The 15,581-nt window shown below is 70.7% G+C and carries 13 protein-coding genes; 7 read left to right on the forward strand and 6 right to left on the reverse strand.

The annotated features are described in order from the left end of the window. Positions 1-3 precede the first annotated feature (3 nt). The 5 genes from EHO50_RS11760 to meaB all read left to right on the forward strand — a co-directional run bounded on the left by EHO50_RS11760 (position 4) and on the right by meaB (position 6,496). Positions 4-756, forward strand: a complete 753-nt coding sequence (locus EHO50_RS11760) for a TetR/AcrR family transcriptional regulator (protein WP_128429846.1) — start codon at positions 4-6, stop codon at positions 754-756. Between the two features lie 159 nt (positions 757-915). Beyond that, complete coding sequence (locus tag EHO50_RS11765) at positions 916-1,170, forward strand: EF-hand domain-containing protein (protein ID WP_128429847.1); 255 nt, start codon at positions 916-918, stop codon at positions 1,168-1,170. A gap of 357 nt (positions 1,171-1,527) precedes the next feature. Continuing rightward, positions 1,528-3,330: a methylmalonyl-CoA mutase subunit beta gene (locus EHO50_RS11770; protein WP_128429848.1), complete on the forward strand. Its 1,803-nt coding sequence runs from the start codon at positions 1,528-1,530 to the stop codon at positions 3,328-3,330. After that, complete coding sequence (gene scpA, locus EHO50_RS11775) at positions 3,330-5,504, forward strand: methylmalonyl-CoA mutase (RefSeq protein WP_128429849.1); 2,175 nt, start codon at positions 3,330-3,332, stop codon at positions 5,502-5,504. Before EHO50_RS11770 ends, scpA begins: the two co-directional genes overlap by 1 nt. Beyond that, positions 5,501-6,496, forward strand: coding sequence for a methylmalonyl Co-A mutase-associated GTPase MeaB (gene meaB / locus EHO50_RS11780; RefSeq protein ID WP_128429850.1), 996 nt, complete (start codon positions 5,501-5,503; stop codon positions 6,494-6,496). The genes scpA and meaB overlap by 4 nt, the downstream gene beginning before the upstream one ends. A 26-nt stretch (positions 6,497-6,522) precedes the next feature. On the opposite strand, the gene EHO50_RS11785 is transcribed toward meaB, so the two are convergent. The 6 genes from EHO50_RS11785 to EHO50_RS11805 all read right to left on the reverse strand — a co-directional run bounded on the left by EHO50_RS11785 (position 6,523) and on the right by EHO50_RS11805 (position 13,581). Continuing rightward, positions 6,523-7,197, reverse strand: coding sequence for a glycoside hydrolase family 88 protein (locus EHO50_RS11785; RefSeq protein ID WP_246101112.1), 675 nt, complete (start codon positions 7,195-7,197; stop codon positions 6,523-6,525). Positions 7,198-7,325: 128 nt separating this feature from the next. Next, positions 7,326-7,454, reverse strand: coding sequence for a hypothetical protein (locus EHO50_RS45600; protein ID WP_281288186.1), 129 nt, complete (start codon positions 7,452-7,454; stop codon positions 7,326-7,328). Positions 7,455-7,496: 42 nt separating this feature from the next. Continuing rightward, positions 7,497-9,143 (reverse strand): sigma-70 family RNA polymerase sigma factor, encoded by a 1,647-nt coding sequence (locus tag EHO50_RS11790; protein WP_128429851.1) that lies wholly within the window; start codon positions 9,141-9,143, stop codon positions 7,497-7,499. 339 nt (positions 9,144-9,482) lie between these two features. Further along, positions 9,483-9,743, reverse strand: coding sequence for a hypothetical protein (locus EHO50_RS45815; protein ID WP_167517972.1), 261 nt, complete (start codon positions 9,741-9,743; stop codon positions 9,483-9,485). A 128-nt stretch (positions 9,744-9,871) separates the two neighbouring features. Further along, positions 9,872-10,321 (reverse strand): DUF1152 domain-containing protein, encoded by a 450-nt coding sequence (locus tag EHO50_RS45610; protein WP_128429853.1) that lies wholly within the window; start codon positions 10,319-10,321, stop codon positions 9,872-9,874. Positions 10,322-10,389: 68 nt separating this feature from the next. Then, the gene (locus EHO50_RS11805; RefSeq protein WP_181449598.1) at positions 10,390-13,581 is read right to left on the reverse strand and encodes a glycoside hydrolase; all 3,192 of its coding nucleotides are present in this window, start codon (positions 13,579-13,581) and stop codon (positions 10,390-10,392) included. A gap of 270 nt (positions 13,582-13,851) precedes the next feature. Between EHO50_RS11805 and EHO50_RS11810 the strand changes: the two genes are divergently transcribed. Together EHO50_RS11810 and EHO50_RS11815 are read left to right on the forward strand one after the other, a co-directional pair. Further along, positions 13,852-14,859: a pectate lyase family protein gene (locus EHO50_RS11810; protein WP_128429854.1), complete on the forward strand. Its 1,008-nt coding sequence runs from the start codon at positions 13,852-13,854 to the stop codon at positions 14,857-14,859. 83 nt (positions 14,860-14,942) lie between these two features. Continuing rightward, positions 14,943-15,575 carry a hypothetical protein gene (locus EHO50_RS11815; protein ID WP_128430659.1) on the forward strand — a complete coding sequence of 211 codons (633 nt, stop codon included), beginning with the start codon at positions 14,943-14,945 and terminating at the stop codon, positions 15,573-15,575. Positions 15,576-15,581: the final 6 nt, after the last annotated feature.

Raw genomic sequence — 15,581 nt, forward strand, 5'->3', positions numbered from 1 at the left:
TTCATGGCAGATCGAGTGGCAGATCGAGCAGAGTCCCGAGCGGACCTCAGGAAGAGACTCGTCGCGGCCGCCGCGGACCTGTTGGTCGCAGAAGGCAGGGACGCGGTGACCACCCGCGCGGTGAGCACCGCGGCGGGCGTCCAGCCGCCGACCATCTACCGCCTCTTCGGCGACATGAACGGCTTGTTGGCGGCAACCGCCGCCGACGGCTTCACCCGGTACCTGACGCGGAAGAGCTCCCGGGCACCGTCCGCGGATCCCGTCGACGACCTGCGCGCGGGCTGGGACATGCACATCGAGTTCGGCCTCGACAATCCAGCGCACTACCTGCTCATGTACGGGCAGCCACAGCCGGGCGGTGAGTCCGACGCCGCCAGGGAAGCGCATCGTCTGCTGCGCGAGATCCTGGAGCGCGTCGCCAGAGCGGGACGTCTGACCGTCCCCGTCGAACGGGCGGCTCAGATGGTCCACGGGGCAGGCATGGGGGTCACCTTCGCCCTTCTGGCGCTCCGGCCCGAAGAGCGTGACCTGGGAGTTTCGGCCCAGACGCGCGAGGCCGTCATCGCGGCCATCACGACGGACGCGGACACGGACGACGACCTCCCCCGCGCTTCGGACAGCGCGCGTGAGGCACGCCGCCGAGTGCTGGCCCTCCGTTCGATTCTGGACGACATGCCGGCCACGTACACCCCCGGCGAGCGCATGCTCCTCGAGGAACTGCTCGACCGTGCGGGTCTCGATCCGGCCGAGGGGTGAACGGGGTCGCGACGCGATACCCGACGGCCAGATCCCTACCGAAAAGCGGCTGGCCGCGGGATTGCCGGAGGAGGCAACCTGGACGAGAGCGGAAGCGTCTTTCGTGTGGGAACGCGAGGGGCCGGCCCGCGTGCTGACGACAGGAACGAGGGTGACGCGATGAGCGACAAGGCCCGCAAGCTGTTCGAGGCGCTCGACCTCGACGCGAACGGAACCCTGACCCGCGCAGAGGTGATCATCGCCCTGCGGACGAAGGGCCCGTCCCTGGCCGCTTCGGGAGATCTGCCCGTCTGGGCCGTGGGAGACGAGAACGCCTCCTCCGCCCTGTTCGACGCCGCCGACCAGAACGGCGACGAGGTACTCACCCTGGAGGAGTTCGCGGCAGTCGTGGACCGGCGTTTCGGCTGGGCCTGAGCATCCGCCAGTTCGGCGCGCAGAACGGCACCAGAACCCCCTCGACAACCATGATGCCGCCCGCCCTCGACGACCGAGCCTGGGCGGTGACCGGCCATCAGGAAATCGCGGCGCTGAACCTCTTCCGGACCCGGGGCCGACGTCGGACCATGTTCCCAGCGCCGGGGCACGGCCCGCCCGGGCGTCTCCCTTGCCCCGCGGTATCCGGCCCTCGCCGACGGGCCGCGTGCTGCCGTAGCAGGTGACCTGCGGAGCTTCAAGGGCAACACGGCGAGGTCGCGATCACAGGCACGGGGAGGGCAAGGTCACAGCCGTGCCCTCTGCTGCTCCTTTGTCGATCTGACCTAGCATCCGAGCATGACGGTCCTGCCTGACGACGGGCTCTCCCTGGCCGCCGAGTTCCCGGAAGCGACACATGAGCAGTGGCAGCACCTCGTCGAGGGCGTCCTGCGCAAGTCGGGCAAGGAAGTCTCGGGTGACGCCGCGGAGGACGCTCTGTCCACGCTGCTGGAGGACGGGCTCACCACCCGCCCTCTGTACACCGCGCGCGACGCCGCGCCCGACCCCGGCCTGCCCGGCTTCGCCCCGTTCGTACGCGGTGGCAGGCCCGAGGGCAACACCACGGGCGGCTGGGACGTACGCCAGCGACACGCGGCGGCCGACGGCAGCGCCGTCCTGACCGACCTGGAGAACGGCGTCACCTCGCTGTGGCTGGCCGTCGGCGACTTCGGCATCCCGGTCTCCTCGCTCGCCTCGGTGCTCGACGGCGTGTACCTCGACCTGGCGCCGGTGGTCCTCGAAGCGGGCGCCGAAGTGGAGCCCGCCGCACGGGAGTTGCTGCGCGTCGTCGAGGAGCGGGGCGTGGCGCCTGAGGCGGTGCGCGGCAACCTGGGCGCCGATCCGCTGGGCCACGAGGCCCGCACCGGGCAGTCGTACGACATGGCGCAGGTGATCCGGCTCGCCCGGCAGTGCACGGACGCGTACCCGGGCCTGCGCGCGCTGACCGTGGACGCGCTGCCGTACCACGAGGCGGGCGGTTCGGCCGCGCAGGAGCTGGGCTGCTCGCTGGCGACCGGCGTGGCGTATCTGCGGGAGCTGACCGGGGCCGGGCTGAGCGTCGCTGAGGCGTGTGCCCAACTGGAGTTCCGGTACGCGGCGACCGCCGACCAGTTCCTGACCGTGGCCAAGCTGCGCGCGGCCCGCCGGCTGTGGGCGCGGGTCGCCGAGGTGTGCGGGGCTCCGGGACAGCAGGTGCAGCACGCCGTCACCTCCACGGTGATGATGACGCCGCGCGACCCGTGGGTGAACATGCTGCGCGCGACGGTGGCCACGCTCGCCGCCGGGGTGGGCGGCGCCGACGCGGTGACCGTGCTGCCGTTCGACCACGCGCTGGGCCTGCCGGACGCGTTCGCGCGCCGGATCGCCCGCAACACCTCCACGATCCTCATCGAGGAGTCGCACCTGTCCCGGGTGATCGACCCGGCCGGCGGCTCCTGGTACGTGGAACGGCTCACCGACGAACTCGCCCACGCGGGCTGGGAGTTCTTCCAGAGCATCGAGAAGGCCGGCGGTCACGCCGCCGCACTGCGTTCGGGCATGGTCGGCGAGCGGCTGGCCGAGACCTGGTCCGTGCGCAGCGCGAAGCTCGCGAAGCGCCGCGAACCCGTCACCGGCGTCAGCGAGTTCCCGCACCTGGCCGAGAAGCCGGTGGTGCGCGAGCCCGCGCCCGAGCCGCCGTCCGGCGGGCTGCCGCGGGTGCGACGCGACGAAGCGTTCGAGGCACTGCGCGCCCGCTCCGACGCCCACCTCGCGGCGACCGGATCCCGGCCGCGGGTGTATCTGGCCGCGCTGGGCCCGGCCGCCGCGCACACCGCCCGGCTCACCTTCGCCGCCAACCTCTTCCAGGCGGGCGGCATCGAGCCCGTCACCGAGGGCGCCTTCGCGGACAGCGGGGCGCGCGAGGTCTGCCTGTGCTCCAGCGATGCGCTCTACGAGGAGCAGGCGGAGACCGTGGCCGCAGAGCTCAAGGCCTCCGGCGCCTCGCACGTGTTCCTCGCCGGTCGCCCCGGACAGTACTCCGGTGTCGACGCTTACGTCTTCGCGGGCTGCGACGCAGTCGCCGTGCTCACCGCCGCCCTCGACCGCATGGGAGTGTCGTGATGTCCGTCCCCGACTTCTCCGGGATCGACCTCGGGGTGCCGACCGCCGACGGCGGCCCCGACGAGTGGCGTACGGCCGTGAAGAATGCCGCCGACGGCGGCGACCTGCTCTGGGAGACCCCGGAGGGCATCACGGTCAAGCCGCTGTACACCGGGCAGGACCTGGAGGGCCTGGACTTCCTGGGCACGTACCCGGGCATGGCCCCGTATCTGCGCGGCCCGTACCCGACGATGTACGTCAACCAGCCCTGGACGATTCGCCAGTACGCGGGCTTCTCCACCGCCGAGGAGTCCAACGCCTTCTACCGGCGCAATCTGGCGGCCGGTCAGAAGGGCCTGTCGGTCGCCTTCGACCTGCCCACGCACCGCGGCTACGACAGCGACCACCCGCGGGTGACCGGTGATGTCGGCATGGCGGGCGTGGCGATCGACTCGATCTACGACATGCGGCAGCTCTTCGACGGCATCCCGCTGGACAAGATGACCGTGTCGATGACGATGAACGGCGCCGTGCTGCCGGTGCTGGCGCTCTACATCGTCGCCGCCGAGGAACAGGGCGTACCGCCCGAGAAGTTGGCCGGGACCATCCAGAACGACATCCTCAAGGAGTTCATGGTCCGCAACACCTACATCTATCCGCCGAAGCCGTCGATGCGGATCATCTCCGACATCTTCGCCTTCACCTCGCAGCGGATGCCCCGCTACAACTCCATCTCCATCTCCGGGTATCACATCCAGGAGGCGGGCGCGACGGCCGACCTGGAGCTGGCGTACACCCTCGCGGACGGCGTGGAGTACATCCGCGCGGGCCGTGAAGCGGGCCTGGACGTGGACGCGTTCGCGCCTCGCCTCTCCTTCTTCTGGGCGATCGGCATGAACTTCTTCATGGAGATCGCCAAGCTGCGCGCGGCCCGTCTGCTGTGGGCCAAGCTGGTCAAGCAGTTCGATCCGAAGAACAGCAAGTCCCTCTCCCTGCGCACCCATTCGCAGACCTCCGGCTGGTCGCTCACCGCGCAGGACGTGTTCAACAACGTCACACGCACCTGCGTCGAGGCGATGGCGGCGACCCAGGGCCACACCCAGTCGCTGCACACCAACGCCCTCGACGAGGCCCTCGCGCTGCCCACCGACTTCTCCGCGCGGATCGCCCGCAACACGCAGCTGCTGATCCAGCAGGAGTCCGGCACGACCCGGGTGATCGACCCGTGGGGCGGCAGCGCGTACGTGGAGAAGCTGACGTACGACCTCGCGCGCCGGGCCTGGCAGCACATCCAGGAGGTCGAGGCCGCCGGCGGCATGGCCAAGGCCATCGACGCCGGCATCCCCAAGCTGCGCATCGAGGAGGCCGCGGCCCGCACCCAGGCCCGGATCGACTCCGGGCGGCAGCCGGTCATCGGCGTCAACAAGTACCGGGTGGAGAACGACGAGGCGATCGACGTCCTCAAGGTCGACAACTCCTCCGTGCGCGCCCAGCAGATCGAGAAGCTGCGCCGGCTGCGCGAGGAGCGCGACGAGCGGGCGTGCCAGGACTCGCTGGACGCGCTCACCCGGGCCGCCGGGGGCGAGGGCAACCTGCTGGAGCTGGCGGTGAACGCGGCCCGCGCGAAGGCGACGGTCGGGGAGATCTCCGACGCCCTGGAGAAGGTGTACGGCCGGCACGCGAGCCAGATCCGTACGATCTCCGGCGTGTACCGCAACGAAGCAGGCGAGTCCCCGAACGTGGACCGCACCCGCACCCTGGTCGACGCCTTCGCGGACGCCGAGGGCCGCCGCCCGCGCATCCTGGTCGCCAAGATGGGCCAGGACGGCCACGACCGCGGCCAGAAGGTGATCGCCACCGCCTTCGCCGACCTCGGCTTCGACGTGGACGTCGGCCCGCTGTTCCAGACGCCCGCCGAGGTGGCCCGCCAGGCGGTCGAGGCGGACGTGCACATCGTGGGTGTGTCCTCACTGGCCGCCGGTCACCTCACGCTCGTGCCGGCGCTGCGGGAGGAACTGGCGGCGGAGGGCCGCGAGGACATCATGATCGTGGTCGGCGGGGTGATCCCGCCCCAGGACGTCCCCACGCTCCTGGAGATGGGCGCGGCTGCCGTGTTCCCGCCGGGGACGGTGATCCCGGATGCGGCGTACGACCTGGTCAAGCGGCTGTCGGCCGACCTCGGGCATGAGCTGTGATCGATCTTGACACCTATGTGAAGGGCGTGCTGGACGGCAAGCGCGCGATCGTGGCCCGCGCGATCACGCTCGTGGAGTCGACCCGTCCGCAACACCGCGCCCTGGCACAGGAGTTGCTGACCGAGCTGCTGCCGCACAGCGGCAGGGCTCGGCGGATCGGCGTCAGCGGAGTGCCGGGCGTGGGCAAGTCGACGTTCATCGACGCGTTCGGCACGATGCTGACCGGGCTCGGGCACCGGGTGGCCGTGCTGGCCGTCGATCCGTCGTCGAGCCGTACGGGCGGTTCGATCCTCGGCGACAAGACGCGCATGGAACGGCTGGCCGTCGACCCGGCGGCCTTCGTACGGCCCTCCCCCACCGCGGGAACGCTCGGCGGGGTCGCCAAGGCCACGCGTGAGTCCATCGTCGTGATGGAGGCCGCCGGTTACGACGTGGTACTGGTCGAGACGGTCGGCGTGGGACAGTCGGAGACGGCCGTGGCCAACATGGTCGACACGTTCCTGCTGCTCACGCTGGCCCGCACCGGCGACCAGCTGCAGGGCATCAAGAAGGGTGTCCTGGAGCTGGCCGACGTGATCGCCGTGAACAAGGCGGACGGTCCGCACGAGCGCGACGCCCGCGCCGCCGCGCGCGAACTGGCGGGCGCGCTGCGGCTGATGCACGGCAAGGACGCGTTCTGGACGCCGCCGGTGCTCAGTTGCAGCGCGCGGGAGTCGGCCGGCCTCGACGTGCTCTGGGAGCGGCTGGAGCAGCACCGCACCCTGCTGGACTCCACCGGACGGCTCGCCGCCCGGCGCCGGGACCAGCAGGTCGACTGGACCTGGACCATGGTCCGCGACGAACTGCTGGGCCGGCTGCACGCCGACACCGCGGTACGGGCACTGGCCCCCGACCTCGAACGGCAGGTCAGGGAGGGCGAGTTGACGGCGACGCTGGCGGCGGAGCGAATTCTGGGGGCGTTCGGCGGGGAGAGCAACACGAGCCCGTCGTGACAGACCGAGCCCCTGCCTGCCGAGGTCTACGGCATGGACAGGTCGATCGCCCGGTCGACGTCCTGCGGCTGCAGCACACGCAGGATGCCCTCCAGCAAGTAGTAGTCGGCGTACGGAAGGGAGATCTCGATCCCGTCCTCGGCCGGCCGGTGGCGCGTACAGCGGGCCACGACCGCCTCGGCGCGGGTCGAGGTCTTCGTCAGGCAGGTCTCCGACAGTGCGGTGAGCAGCCGTAGCGCCACCTCGCGGTAGGCGGGCCTGCCAGTGGCCTGGGCCAGGTCGAGGAGGCCGCAGGCCATGATCGCGCCGGCTGACGCATCCTTGATGTCGTGGGGTTGTTGCGGGGCACGGTAGTCCCACACCGGAACGTGGTCCGGGGTCAGCGACGCCACCGCGAAGTCCGCGAGTTTGCGTGCGGTGGCCAGGAACTGCGGGTTTCCGGTGCGCCGGTACATCGTGGTGAATCCGTACAGTCCCCACGCCTGTCCGCGCGACCAGCACGACGCGGGGCTGTACCCCTGCACGGTGTTCGGGCCGATCGGCGCGCCGCTGTCCGGGTCGAAGTCGTACACGTGCGGGGTCGATCCGTCGGGGCGCGGGAACACCCGCTGAGCGGTCTTCGCGTGCTCCACGGCGATGTCCAGGTACTTCGGGTCGCCGGTCTGTCGGCTCGCGAATGCCAGCAGGTCGAGGTTCATCATCGTGTCGATGATGACGCGGCCCGCGTTCTTCGGATCGGTCAGCGCGCCCCAGGCTCTGATGAAGCGCCCGCGCGGGTTGTACCGCTGGATCAGGGGGATGGCGGCCGGCGCCGCGTCGAGCGTGACCGTCAGGTCGCGCGGTCGAGCGCGCTCAGGGCGTCCACGTCGGTCGGCATGAACTCGAGGACGAGATCGTGCAGAGCGAGGTCTTCGGGCCGGTCGTCACCGGGCTGCTCGACTACACGCAGGTCAAGCACGTCATGCTGTGACCGCCGGTGCCGCGCACACGGCGCCCGGCCTCACTGCTTGGCGCCGAAGTTCTGGGTCCACCACGGGCCGCCCGCACCATCGTGGATGCCGACGCCGATGTCCTTGAACGAGCAGTTGAGGATGTTGGCGCGATGGCCGGGGCTGTTCATCCAGGAGTCCATGACCGCCTGAGGGGTCTGCTGGCCCTGGGCGATGTTCTCCCCGTACGTGGACCAGGTGTAGCCCGCGGCGGTGATGCGCTGCCCGGGGTCGGCGCCGTCGGGGTTGGTGTGGTCGAAGAAGTCGCGGGCGTCCATGTCCTCGGAGTGGCCCAGTGCGGCCTGGTTCAGCTGCGGGTCCTCCGTGAGGGGACCGCAGCCGGCGTCCGCCCGCTCCTTGTTCACCAGGGCGACCACCTGCGCGACGGCGCCCGTCGGGGTCGGCTGCGCCGGTGGGGTGCTGGACGCGCTCCGCGCCGGTCGCGTGGACGGCCGGGGAGTCGGCACGCTCTTCTTGGTCGGGCGCGGGGACTTGGAAGGGCTCGCCTTCTTCGACGGCGACGAGGACGGTGACGGAGACGGAGACTTCGAGGCGGACGGGGAAGTCTCGACGGGGCTGGGTTCCGCGAGTTCCACGGAGGGAGCGCCGGCGGTCCGCGCGGCGGTCGCCTCCTCGTTCCCCGTCCCGGGATCCGTGTCGAAGTACCACAGGCCGCCGCCCGCCACGCAGGCCGCCACTACGGCGCCTCCGACAGCCCTGCGGCGGATGCGCCGGCGTCGACGGGCCTCGGTGCGGGAGGCGGCCCGGCCGTGCCCGCCACGGTGTCCGGCCCCCCGGCCCGATCCGCCACGGCCGCCGGACGCGGACAGCCTGGACGCCGAGCCGACCATGGCCATCCCGCCGCCGGAGGCCGAGAGCACGCTCTCCAACAGGGCGGGCGCCGCGGCGACCAGAGCCAGACCCGCCAGCAGCCCCTCCGCGGGCATCAACCCGCTCCACAATCCAGAACAATGCCCGCAACCCCGGGCATGCCGGGCTATTCGCTTGCGCCACAGCGCCGAAGGCCGGCCGTCCCAGGACGCCAGCACGCCCCGCAGTTCCTCGCATCGCGGCCGTGCGTCGAGCGCCCGCACCACCACGCGGGCCGCCTCCAGCTGCGCCTTCATCCGTTGCACCCGCACCGCCGCGTGCTGCGGCGACAGCTCCAGGGCCGCGGCGACCTCGGTCCGGGTCAGCTCACCGGCGCACTCCAGCCACCACAACGACAACAGCCCTCGGTCGTCGGGCTCCAGCCAGCGGGTCGCCCGTGCGGTCTCCTGGCGCTGGCCGGACAGCTGAAGCTGGACGATGGTCAGGTCCACGAAGTCGGCGCCCGGGTCCGCGAGGTCCTGGGCCTCCTCGACGGGGCCCGGTGCCGACTGCCGATCGTGCCAGTGCGCCCGTACCTGGTTCATCGCGATGGCCACGAGCCAGGAGCGGAAGCTCTCAGGGGCACGGAGACCACCGAGCGCGTCAAGGGCACGGAGCATGGTGTCCTGCACCACGTCGTCGACGTCGACCGAGCCGTTCAGAGCCCGGCCCACGACGTTGTAGACCAGCGGGAGGTACGCGCTGACCAGGGCGTCCTGAGCCTCCGGGTCGCCGTTTCGGGCAGCGATCACCAGTGCCGCCGACTCCCTCGTGCGCTCTGTACTCATCAAAAACTTCCCTGTCCTCGACGCCGAACGATGCTGTCCGATACCTGGGAGATCGATCGGTGAGCCCGGGATAACAATTCTTCGGACGTGTGTTCCACGAGAGACTCACGGCGTCGGCCCGGCGGCGCAATGGGGGACGTCACATCGAGGGAGGGAGAGTTTCGGAGCACGGGCAGGGAACGCGGTCGCGACCGTCCCGCCCGAGCTCAGCTTCAGGCCAGGGCGAGCACCGGCCCCTCGACGCCCAACAGAGCACGGAGGGAAGGAATCTGACGCCAGGTCAGTCCGAGCGTGCGGGCGGCGAAGCGAAGGGTGACATGTGGGGCGCCCTGCGCTGCGTCATGTATCGCCTCCCATGCGGCCTGTGCGCTCCAGGGCAGGGCGCCCCGAGGAGCCGCCGTCAGCTGCCCTGCCCCGACGCGCTCCCGGGTCGAGCTCATGGATCTGCGTGAGCCCGGCCGAGAGGTCGGCGGCGGCTTCCAAGGTCGGCGGCAGTACGCCGAGCAGGTGGGCCGCGACGGTGTTGTGGGCGAGGGCGTCGTCCAGGCCGGTGGAGTGGATGCGGGCGGACTCGTCCGTGAGGGGGATGAGGTGGTTCACCGTACGGACCGGTCCGCGTACACCGTCGACGGCCGCCGCGAACAGGGCGGACGCTTCCGAGGGGTGCCAGGACAGGGCCGTACGGATGGCGGCGATGTCCTGCGCGTGTGGGGTGAGAGCGTCGCCGTTCAGGCGGTCCAGGAGTCGTCCTGGGGGATCTCCCCATCGGTTCCCGGACCGGCGACGTACACGGTGGCGGGCACCTGGGCGATCCTGCAGGCGACGAGGACCAGCGCGTCCACCAGGGGGCTGCACAGGGCGTCCTCGTCGCCGTGCGTGAGGATGTCGCCGCCGACGTCGACGATGCGGACGTGGTCGTGTCCGGTGTCAGCGAGGCGTCGGATCTGCTCGGCCATCGCGGCGAGCCCCTGCCATGGGTCGAGCAGGACCAGGCGTGCCGAGAGATCCGCGGCCAGGTCGGGCAGCGTGGAGCCGGCGGGGGCGATCGGCTGTGTGGTGGGAGTGAGCGCCGGCCTCGGCCGAGCCACCACCGGCGCCGCCACCACCGGCCGCTTCCTTCGCCCCGGCAGGCCAAGCGCCTGCGCGGTGCGCGGGTCAGCGGGCTGTACGCGTTGCATGACACGCGCACCGCATGACCCGCGCACCGCATGGCACGCGCCCGGGCCCGGCCCCCGTGACGGCAAGCTCAGCGTCGTACGAGATGGATCCGGTACGTCCGTGTCCGTGCCCCGTCCTCACTGGTCACGGAGACGACGGCCACCGCCCCGCCGGGCTCGTCGAGACGGTCGACGGCGACCGTGGCGTAGGGATCGCGTGCCGTCGCCGTGACGCGGCTTCGGCTCGGGGCGTCGGTGACGACCCGGTAGGTGGTCGTGTCCGGGTCGAACGACGGGATCGCCTTCCCGGACACCTCGACGGACTCGGCGGCGGCATCCGAGGAGGCCCCGGGGCTCTTGGCGTACACCTCGATCTCGCTCATGGTGATGTAGCCGCCCTGACGTGCGGTCATGACGACGCGCACCTCGGACGCCGGTCCCGCCGACAACGGGACGTCCACCACCGGCGTGCCCTCGCTCCCGACCGTGACGGGGGCGCTCGCGTCGACCCACGTACCGGTGCCGGATGCCCGTACCTGCACCTTCAGGCTCTCGGGGAAGGAGGCGCTGCTCCCGTCCCGGTAGAAGTGCGCGACGATCCTGTTCAGGTCACGTGCCTTCGGCAGGGTGAAGGTCACGGTGTCGGAGGGGTTCTTGGTGTTTCCCGGCTTCCAGTTGGACCAGGCCTTCTCGGACAGCTCGCCGTTGCGCAGGCGCTCCGCGGAGTACCCGCTCTCGGTGAAGGTGGCGTCGACCGAGACGCCGTCGTCCGCGGCGATGTCGGTCTCCACCGGTTCCGTCACCTGCACGCGAACGGCCGCGTCGACGGTGTCGCCGCCGACCACCTGCGCGACGCCGCGCAGTGTCACGACGCCGGTCGCGTCGAACGCCCCGTCGGGGACCGGGTCCCAGGCCACCGGGAGGTCGGCGCGGCCACCGTTCCGGCCGATGCCGACGACCGTGGCCGGAAGGTCCGGCGTGCCGCCCACGTAGGTCTTGGCGCGTCCCGGAAGGGTCGAGGCGATCGTGTCCACGGTGACGACCGCGAGCGCGGGGATCTTTCGCCCGAGGGGGTCGGTCGCCTCACCCCTGACCCGCACCGTGCCCGGATCGCGCCACGTGCGGTCCGGCGGCAGGTTCCACACGACGGGGAGCGCGCCCCGGGCGCCGTCCCGGAACACCGGCGTCACCGTCGTCGGCAGCTCGGGCCGCAGGCCGGGGACGGTGAACGCCTCGGCCTCAGCGGTGCGCAGGACGGTCTCGTCGGTCACGGTCCAGCGCTGGTTCGCCGCCGAAGTCGGGGTGTACGTGGACACCTTGGCGCCGTCCGCGGTCGACTGCCCGGTGACGTCGACCAGGCGGCCGGTGGCGGCGTTGACGAACGTCCATGTGCCGTCACCGGTCGTCGACATGATCCACTGCGCGGCCTCGGGGACCTGCCCGTTTTCCGGCTCCTCCAGGACGGCCTGATTGTCGCGTACGGCGAGCCGCTTGCCGGTCTTGGCGCTGGTGAGGGCGTAGCGCTCGCGGTTGTCGGTGCGGTGCGTCAACTTCCGGACGGACCACAGCTGTTCCGCGCTGCCTGCGTCGGTCGTACGGATGACGACGCCGCTGCCGTCGTCGGACGGTGCGACCGACTTGCCGCTCTGCGCGCCCTGGAGCCGGTAGACATGCCCGGGCTGCACGAGAGCGGCATCGCGCGCCACGCCACCGACCCCCTCGACCAGGAAGGTGGTGACCGACTTGGCGGGGACGGTGAGCGTGGCGGACCGGTCGGTCACCCGGACCGGTGTGCCGCGCACCAGGGCGCCGTCGCTGCTCGTGACCACGGGAGTGACGGTGGCTCGCGGCGCGACCTTGCCGAAGCGCGAGAGGTCGAGGGTCACCGAGCGCGCGGAGGCACCGCCGTTCACGTGCACCACGGACGCCGTACGGCCGTTCTGCTGCACCGCGGCGACGCTCGACGGATCGTCGACCTTCACGAAGTGGTCGCCGGGGCGGATGAAGTGGGTGAAGTTCCGGATGGTGTGGAACTTGGAGTTGGCCCGGATCGGACAGGTCTCCAGGGTGTCCTCGGCCGTGCAGTTGAACGGGACGTGGATGCTGCCCCAGTTCTTGCCGGCTGCGGCCTGCGGGATCGCGTCCTCGATCGGCTGCCAGAACACCCAGGCCGCGGGCTCCAGTTCACGCATGTCGTCGACCATCCGGGTGGCGATGCCGAGCCCCGGTTCCATGCTGGTGAAGTCGGTGCCGGTGCCCCAGGTGCCCTCGACCTCGCTCATCCACAGCTTCTTGTCCGCCCCCTTGGCGATGTCGCGTGCGCTGGTGCGCTGACCTGTGCCGTAGGTGTGCACGTTGAGCTGGTCGACGGCGGCGCGGGCGGGGGTGCCGTAGGCGTTCCAGTTCTGGGTGAAGATGCCGGGGTTGGTCTCGTCCATCGCGGAGATCTCCGCGCCGGTCCGGGCGCCGTCGAGCGCCTTGTCCAGCGCGAGGACGACCTTCTGCTGGAGTTCCGGGCCCGCGTGCGCGCCCTCCTGACGCCCGCCCGTGGGCCGGCCGTCGGCCCCGAGCTGGGTGCCCCAGTAGGGCGTGTTGGGCTCGTTGAGCGGGTCGATGGTGTCGAACTCGATGCCGTGCGCCTGCTCCAGACGCTCACTCACCCGCACCAGATAGGTGGCGAAGTCGTCGACGCGGTCGGCGCGGATCTGGTCGGCGCTCGCGTCGAAGCCGCCGGAGACGTAGCCGCTGACGGTCTGGAACCAGGGCGGCGAGTTGCTGAACGCCTCCCAGCGGCTGACCTTGTCCTTGATCTGGTCCACCCACCAGCGCTGGCCGGCGTCGGCGTCCCAGTTCCAGTGGTCCGGGTTGTTCGGGTCCCACCAGTCCATGTCCTTCTGGGTGGTGCCCTCGGGGGCCTTCCAGAAGCCGTCCATGGTGGCGCCGGGCTTCATGTAGTCCTTGCGGACATCGGGGGCGTTGCCGCCGCCGATGTTGTACCGGGCGATGTTGAGGCGGAGACCGTCCGCACCGAACAGCATGTCCACGAGCCGTCTTCGGATGGGCTCCGGGTAGCCGCCCGTCGCGTTGGCGAACCAGACGAGGCTGGTGCCCCAGCCCTCGAACTCCTGCTGTTGGTAGGAGGGGTCGATCCGCACGGTGACCGCGCTCCGCGGTGCCGCGTCCGCCGCACTCGCCACAGGCGCGGCGGCAACGAGACTCGCGCCGAGCACCAGAGGAACCGTCGACGCCAGGGCCTGGACGATGCGATGCCGTTGGGGCACGGCACTCCCTTCCACAACACAGAGCTGAACAGAACCGAACAGAAGTGATCGCGCTCAGGGCATGCTCGGGGACGGTAATGAACTCGTCAAGATGGCGGGCGAGTTGGGGGTGCACGTGGGGCTTCGGCGACGCCATTGACATGCTCAAAGCATCTGATTAATCTCCGGGAAACCTGAGAAAGCGCTTTCCGTCCACGCCCGACTGCCGTGCCCGTTTCCGTGTTTTCGCACGACCGAACAAGATCCGCCCCTCGCCCCGGGAGGAACAGCATGAGGTCGTCGTCACGCGCCGCACGCGGCGTCCCCGCTCTCACGCTCGCGCTGCTGCTCGGCGCGATGGCCACGCCGTCCGGCGCCACCGCCGAGAAGACGCCGGCACCGCTGGCGGAGACGTCCCCCAGCGGCTTCGCCTCCGTCGACGCGCTCGGCCAGCGCGGCACCACCGGTGGAGCCGGCGGCCCCACAGTGACCGCCACGACCACCGAGCAGTTCCTGGAGTACATCGACACGACCGGCCCGCTGGTCATCCGGGTCCAGGGCACCATCGACATCACCAGCAAGCAGGGCGTACGGCCGAACAAGACCATCGTCGGCGTCGGCTCCTCGGCCGTCATCAACGGTGGTGGCCTGGACTTCTACCGCTCCTACAACGTCATCGTGCGGAACATCAGGTTCACCGGCGCAGAGGACGACGCCGTCAACGTCGGCCAGGAGTCGCACCACATCTGGATCGACCACAACGAGTTCGTCGCACCGGTCGACGGGGCCGTCGACATCGTGCGCGGCTCCCAGTACGTCACCGTGTCGTGGAACTGGTTCAACAAGACCGACAAAAGCATGCTGCTCGGTCACTCCGACGCCAACAGCGGCCAGGACACCGGCAAGTTGAAGGTCTCCATCCACCACAACTTCTTCGACGGGTCGCGACAGCGGCATCCGCGGGTGCGGTTCGGTGAGCCGGTGCACGTCTACAACAACTACTACAGGGGCAACGCCGTCTACGGCGTCGCGTCGACCATGAACGCCGGCGTCCTGGTCGAGGGCAACTACTTCGACGCAGTCCCCCACCCTTGCTACTCGGCCGGCGGCTACGACGAGTCGGGACCGGGCCGACTGGTCCAGCGCGACAACGTCTTCGCCGGCGCCGGGACCGGTGCCTGCGAGACCAACGGGACGGTGACCGAGCCGCGCACCTACTACGCGTACACGCTGGACCGGCCGGCCGACGTGCCCTCCCTCGTACGGGCCGGGGCGGGAGTCGGGAAGATCGGCACCTGAACTTCCGTCGCCCCCCAAAGAAAGCGCGACGGTTCTCTCCCCCCACACAGGAGGACCTCCCCATGAGTTCACGACGAGCCCCGATGTCGACTCCGCGCACGCACATACCCTGGCGCAGCAAGGCGGTCGTGGCCGCGCTGGCAGCCGCCCTGCTGGCGGGCCCGGGCATCGCGCAGGCAACACCGCAGGCCACGCCGCAGACCCCACCGGCCGCCCAGGCACAGGTGTCGGCGGCGGCCACCATCACCTGGACCCTCGAACGGGCCGGCAACCCCACCGAGGACCAGCGCACGGCGTATGACCTCATCACCAAGGCCATGAACGCCGCGGTGGCCCGCTACAACAACCTCAGCGACCTCGGCAAGACCATCACCGTCCGCTACGACCCGGGCGTGCCCACCGCCGACGGCAACATCAACGGCACCATCCGCTTCGGCAACCGCAGCTACATGAACGAGCGGACCGCGCTGCACGAGATCGCCCACACCATCGGCGTGGGCACGAGCTCGGGCTGGTCCCGCCTCGGCGGCAGCGGCACCTGGACCGGTGCGCAGGCCACGGCACTGGTCAGGCAGTTCGACGGGGCCGGCGCCAAAATCTCCACCGGCGGTGGCCACTTCTGGCCGTACGGCCTGAACTACGACAACGAGTTCTCGAACACGGCGGCCGACCGCCACGTCCAGATCGTCGCGGCGATGGTGCGCGACGGCCTGTGATCCAAG

It is taken from the genome of Streptomyces cyaneus (assembly GCF_004028635.1).
In the GTDB taxonomy this organism is placed as follows: Bacteria; Actinomycetota; Actinomycetes; order Streptomycetales; family Streptomycetaceae; genus Streptomyces; species Streptomyces cyaneus.

Coding starts and splice junctions, on each gene's coding strand:
- EHO50_RS11810 (WP_128429854.1), top strand. CDS start 13,852: ATGAGGTCGTCGTCACGCGCCGCACGCGGCGTCCCCGCTCTCACGCTC.
- EHO50_RS11765 (WP_128429847.1), top strand. CDS start 916: ATGAGCGACAAGGCCCGCAAGCTGTTCGAGGCGCTCGACCTCGACGCG.
- scpA (WP_128429849.1), top strand. CDS start 3,330: ATGTCCGTCCCCGACTTCTCCGGGATCGACCTCGGGGTGCCGACCGCC.
- EHO50_RS11770 (WP_128429848.1), top strand. CDS start 1,528: ATGACGGTCCTGCCTGACGACGGGCTCTCCCTGGCCGCCGAGTTCCCG.
- EHO50_RS45610 (WP_128429853.1), bottom strand. CDS start 10,321: ATGCAACGCGTACAGCCCGCTGACCCGCGCACCGCGCAGGCGCTTGGC.
- EHO50_RS11785 (WP_246101112.1), bottom strand. CDS start 7,197: ATGATGAACCTCGACCTGCTGGCATTCGCGAGCCGACAGACCGGCGAC.
- EHO50_RS11815 (WP_128430659.1), top strand. CDS start 14,943: ATGTCGACTCCGCGCACGCACATACCCTGGCGCAGCAAGGCGGTCGTG.
- EHO50_RS11790 (WP_128429851.1), bottom strand. CDS start 9,143: ATGAGTACAGAGCGCACGAGGGAGTCGGCGGCACTGGTGATCGCTGCC.
- EHO50_RS11760 (WP_128429846.1), top strand. CDS start 4: ATGGCAGATCGAGTGGCAGATCGAGCAGAGTCCCGAGCGGACCTCAGG.